This is a genomic window from Mailhella sp. (genome assembly GCF_057866825.1).
This window is the reverse complement of sequence record NZ_DBMAHT010000138.1, coordinates 1-5,082: the sequence shown is the minus strand read 5'-3', so window position 1 is coordinate 5,082 and position 5,082 is coordinate 1. Positions and strand designations below refer to the sequence as shown.

General features: G+C 62.8%; 4 protein-coding genes. 2 read left to right on the top strand and 2 right to left on the bottom strand.

Features of this window, described 5'->3' with window-relative positions; translation table 11 throughout:
- Both ACZM96_RS09495 and ACZM96_RS09490 read right to left on the bottom strand, forming a co-directional pair.
- A partial coding sequence (locus ACZM96_RS09495; RefSeq protein ID WP_489488760.1) for a nucleoside deaminase occupies positions 1–520 on the bottom strand: 520 nt, incomplete at its 3' end.
- Between the two features lie 3 nt (positions 521–523).
- Complete coding sequence (locus ACZM96_RS09490; RefSeq protein ID WP_489488759.1) at positions 524–1,183, bottom strand: LOG family protein; 660 nt, start codon at positions 1,181–1,183, stop codon at positions 524–526.
- A gap of 400 nt (positions 1,184–1,583) precedes the next feature.
- Between ACZM96_RS09490 and ACZM96_RS09485 the strand changes: the two genes are divergently transcribed.
- The gene (locus ACZM96_RS09485; RefSeq protein WP_489488758.1) at positions 1,584–3,050 is read left to right on the top strand and encodes an SLC13 family permease; all 1,467 of its coding nucleotides are present in this window, start codon (positions 1,584–1,586) and stop codon (positions 3,048–3,050) included.
- Between the two features lie 443 nt (positions 3,051–3,493).
- Positions 3,494–5,082: MBL fold metallo-hydrolase RNA specificity domain-containing protein (locus tag ACZM96_RS09480; RefSeq protein ID WP_489488757.1), on the top strand; the 1,589-nt coding region annotated here is incomplete at its 3' end.

The following is a 5,082-nucleotide window of genomic DNA, read 5'->3' as shown; positions in this document are numbered from 1 at the left end:
GGAAGAAGGCCTTGAGCAGTCTTGCGCAGGCTTCGGCTTCGACGCCGCCGTAGCTCCAGGGCGCGGAGCCGGTGCGGGCGTAGTCGAGGCCTTCGAGGCAGGAGCACACGGCCCCGGCCCGGGCGTCGGACGCGCCGAACACCACGCCGGACACGCGCGCCTCGCGCAGGGCTCCCGTACACATGAGGCAGGGTTCCAGCGTGACGACGAGAACGCTTCCGCCGAGGCGGTGATTGCCTGCGGCTGCGGCGGCCCGGCGCAGGGCGAGCACTTCGGCGTGCGCCGTGGGATCGCGCAGGGATTCGGTTTCGTTGTGCGCGCAGGAGAGCACGTTGCCTTCGGCATCCACGACGAGGGCCCCCACGGGAACCTCGCCGAGTCTGGCCGCCCGGCCCGCCAGACGCAGCGCCCGCAGCATGAGCGCGCGCCAGCTTGTGCCTGCCGGCGGCGAAGGTTCCGGGCCCCACGAGGCGAAGGCCCGCCAGCGATCTTCTTCCGGGCAGATGTTGCAAAGATCCATGCGCTAGAGCACCACGCGGCGGCGGATGGTGGAAAGCACTTCTTCGGGCGTGTCGCACACGGTGACGAGATCGAGTTCCTCTTCGCGCAGGTAGCCGTCTTTAATCATGCGGCCGCGAATCCATTCCAGCAGGCCGTCCCAGAAGGCGTGGCTGTACAGAATGATGGGGAACGGCTTGATGCGGTGCGTCTGCGCCAGCACAAAGGCTTCGGAGAGCTCGTCGATGGTGCCCATGCCGCCGGGCATGACCACGTAGGCAATGGAGTACTTCACGAACATCAGCTTGCGGATGAAAAAATACCGATAATCGCTGCGCACGGTCAGATACTTGTTGGGATCCTGTTCCATGGGCAGGTGGATGTGCAGTCCCACGGAAGGCGCGCCGGCCTCGAAGGCTCCGCGGTTGCCTGCGGCCATGAGGCCGGGGCCGCCGCCCGTGATGATGCCGTAGCCCGCTTCGCCGAGCGTTTTTGCCACGCGACGGGTTTCCTCGTACATGGGGGAATCCTCGCCGGGGCGCGCCGAGCCGAAAATGGACACGCAGGGCGGAAGACCGCTCAGGTCTTCAAAACCGTCCACGATTTCGGCGAGAATGCGGAAAAGCCGCCAGGATTCCTGCGCGGACAGCGTATCAATAATATATTGCTGCGACGATGCGCTCATGCTCTGCTCCTGTAAAAAAGCCTTTGGAACCTTCATCATAGCCTGCGGAAAGGCGGGGTGCAAGACGTGGCTTCGGCCGCCTGCGCCGACGTTTTTTTCATATCCTGCGGGGAGGCGGGAGGCAAGAGGGGCGGGGAAGCGCAGAAGAAAAAGGCGTTGCCGCGGCTCCTGCGTGCGGACGCGCCTGACTGCGCCCTGCCGACAACACGTTTGCGGCAGGCCGTCTTGAAAAGGCCGGGCGTTCGTCGTATCCATGAAGGATGGAAGAGCGGAACCTGCGCAAAAACGCCCGCCCTCCGCCTGATCGCGCCGCAAACAGGCTGCGCACGCCGAAAAAGCGCGGCAAGCTCTCCGGAAACGGCGCGTTCTCCTTCATGCCTTGTTACGTTCGGGAGCTTCCATGTCCCAACATCATGCCGCGTCTGCGGGATTCGGAAAAGCGAATCTTTCCTATCTGTTCCATTCCCTCGTCTGCCTTGCCGTCATGTTCGGCGTGAGGCTGCTGCCACCGTCCCCTCCGCTCACGGCGCAGGGCATGGCGCTCATCAGCATTTTCCTCGGCGTGCTGTACGGCTGGATTTTCATCGAAATCATCTGGCCCAGCATCGTCGGCATGCTGGCGCTCGCGCTCGTCGGCGGCCTTTCCCCGCAGCAGGTGCTCGCCCAGAGCTTCGGCAGCCCCACCGTGGTCATGATGTTCTTCATCTTCGTGTTCTGCGCGGCCATCAATCACTACGGGCTCTCCAAACAGATCTCCCTGTGGGTGATTACCCGGAAATTCGCGGCCGGAAGACCCTGGCTGTTCACGTATCTGTTTTTTCTGTCCGTCATGCTGCTCGGCGGACTCACCAGCGCCTCGCCCGCCATTCTCATAGGCTGGAGCATCCTGTACGGCATCTGCGACGTGTGCGGCTATCGGAAGGGCGACGCCTACCCCAAAATGATGGTCTTCGGCGTGGTGTACGCCGCGCTGGTCGGCATGTCGCTCATTCCCTTCAAGCAGCTGGCCCTCACGGTCATGGGAACCTACGAAAGCATTTCCGGAACCCACATCGCCTACGCCGGATACATGGCGACGTCGCTCGTCATCTGCCTGCTCTGTTCCCTGCTGTTTCTGCTCTTCGGCCGCTGCGTTCTGCGGCCGGATGTTTCCGCTCTGAAGAACTTCAACGCCGCAGCCCTCGGCAACGGCGACGAAATCACGTTTTCCGGCAGCCAGAAAACCGTTCTCGGCTTTCTGTGCGCCCTGGTCGTGCTGCTGCTCATTCCGGCGTTTCTCCCGGAAGACATGCTTCTCGTCAGACTGCTCAAAGGCATCGGCAATACGGGAATCTGCATGCTCGTCATTGCGGTCATGGCCGCCATGAGAATAAACGGCAGGCCCTTTCTTCCCTTCCGCGCCATGGCCGGAGGCGTGGCCTGGGGCATCATTTTCATTCTTGCGCTGGTGCAGCCTCTTTCCGCCGCCATGGCCGCGCCCGAAAGCGGCATCACGCCCTTTTTCATGAGCCTGCTCCAGCCCGTATTCGGCTCCGGCTCCCCCATGTTCTTCGTGGTCTGCATGGGCGCGCTCGCCCTCTGCCTCTGCCAGTTCATCAACAACGGCGCCGTGGGCGCCATGCTCATGCCCGTCATTTTCAGCTACTGCTCCAACAACGGCACCAATCCTGTTCCCGCGGTGGTCATGGTGGTCATGAGCGTGCATCTGGCCTTCCTCACCCCGGCCGCCAGCTCCAGCGCCGCGCTGCTGCACGGCAATGAATGGACTACCAGCCGGGACATCCTGAAAACGGCTCCCGCAATCATGGCGCTTTCCTGGCTCATCATGTGCGCCTCGGTGCTGACGCTCTCCGCCGTCTTCTTCTGAGGCGAGGCCGGGCCTCTCGCCGACCGGGGGAGGGGACGCGCCCGCCGATCGGAAAGCATGCTCCGGAACCCGGAAGGCGAGCCCGCCTGCCGAAAGTCGCGCCGACACCTCCGGGCCGAAAGCTGCCCCGCAGTCGGCGCAGAACGACGCGCCGAAATCAGCGCTGCCGTCAGCGCCGCCGTCATCGCCGGGAAGGGCGCGGAATCCTGTTCCCCGCCGCCCCAGATTCTTTGCCTCTGCCGCGCCTTCATTTCGCTGCGACGTTCCCCCTTCCCCGCGTCATCCCGTCGCCGTGCGCCCCCCCTCTTTCCCCGCTTCTGCATAACGGCGTGCAACTAATGCAACACCGCGATTTTTTTCTTTTCCTCCGCCCCCTTCCTTGCGGAAACAACGAAAAGCTTCTATACTCCCACTGTACGGAACCCTATTCCAGGAGTCGTGTTATGAAAATCACCTTTCTGGGGGCCGCCCAGACCGTTACCGGTTCCTGCTACGTCATAGAAACCGGCTCGTCCCGCTTTGCCGTGGACTGCGGCATGTTCCAAGGCAACTCCGCCATTGAAGAGCGAAACTTTCAGACGGATGCCTATCGCCCCGAACACCTGGATTTCATTCTGCTCACCCACGCCCACATCGACCACTCGGGCCTTCTGCCCCGCATGGTCAAAAAGGGCTTCAAAGGCAGCATCTACTGCACGCGACCCACGGCGGAGCTCGCGTCCATCATGCTCGAAGACAGCGCCCACATTCAGGAAATGGATCATGAATGGAAAAGCCGTCACGACAAGCGGCGCGGCGCTTCCGGCGTTGCCGGCGGCGAGCCCCTCTACGAAACCGAAGACGCCCTCGCCACCGCCAAGCTTCTGCATCCCGTGAACTTCGACGACACCATTCTTCCCGCGCCGGGCGTGAAGGTCGTCTTCCGCCACGCGGGCCACATCCTCGGCGCGGCCTTCCTGGAACTCACCGTCGAGGAAGAGGGCAAATCCACCCGCATCGTCTTTTCCGGCGACCTCGGCCGCCCCGGAGCCCTGCTCCTGCCCGACGCCGAAAAGCCCGACACCCCCGACTGGCTCTTTGTGGAATCCACCTACGGCGACCGCGATCACAAGGGCGAAGACGACACCCTTGAAGAACTCGCCGAAGCCGTCAACTACAGCTACAGTCATCACGAAAAGGTCATCATTCCGGCCTTCGCCGTGGAACGCACGCAGGAAATTCTCTACAGCCTGCTCATCCTGAAAAAGCAGAACCGTCTGCCCGAATCCATGCCCATCTTCGTGGACAGCCCGCTGGCGTCCAAGGCCACGCAGGTGTTCATGAAGTACGCCGATCATCTGCGCACTCCCGAGTTCTCCGCCGAAGACTTCAAGGCCACTCCCGACGGACTCGTGCGCTTCACCCAGAGCGCGCAGGAATCCCAGAAGCTCAACACCATGGAAGGCCCGGCCATCATTCTTTCCGCAAGCGGCATGTGCAACGCGGGCCGCATACGCCATCACCTCAAGCACAACCTGTGGAAGGAAGGCGTCAGCATCGTGTTCGTGGGCTATCAGGCCATGGGCACCCCCGGAAGAAAGCTCGTGGACGGCGCAAAATCGCTGCGCCTCTTTGGCGAAGACGTGGCCGTGGCCGCAAGAATATTCACCATCAACGGCTTCTCCGCCCACGCCGGACAAAGCCAGCTCCTCGAATGGATAGGAAGCATGGCGCGTCCTGGCATGAACATTGCGCTGGTTCACGGCGAACCCAAGGCCCAGGAAATCCTTGCCGGACTTATCAAGGATCGCTTCGGCATCACGGCGCGCATTCCCGAATACCTTGAGGAAGCCACCATCGAGGGCGCGGTGCGCACCGAAATCCACATGCCGAGCCCCGCGCGTGCCAAGCCCCGCGTGGACTGGAACTTCCTGGCCGGAGAGCTCGAACAGCGCGTCGCCCAGGTGCGCGCACGTCTCGCCCACGTGGACGAGATTCCCTGGGAAGAGCAGACCGAACTGCGCGACCGCCTCGTGGAAATCGAACGCGATCT

What these genes read in the sequence shown, in the direction of transcription:
- ACZM96_RS09485 (WP_489488758.1), top strand. Translation starts at nt 1,584, where the DNA reads ATGTCCCAACATCATGCCGCGTCTGCGGGATTCGGAAAAGCGAATCTT.
- ACZM96_RS09490 (WP_489488759.1), bottom strand. Translation starts at nt 1,183, where the DNA reads ATGAGCGCATCGTCGCAGCAATATATTATTGATACGCTGTCCGCGCAG.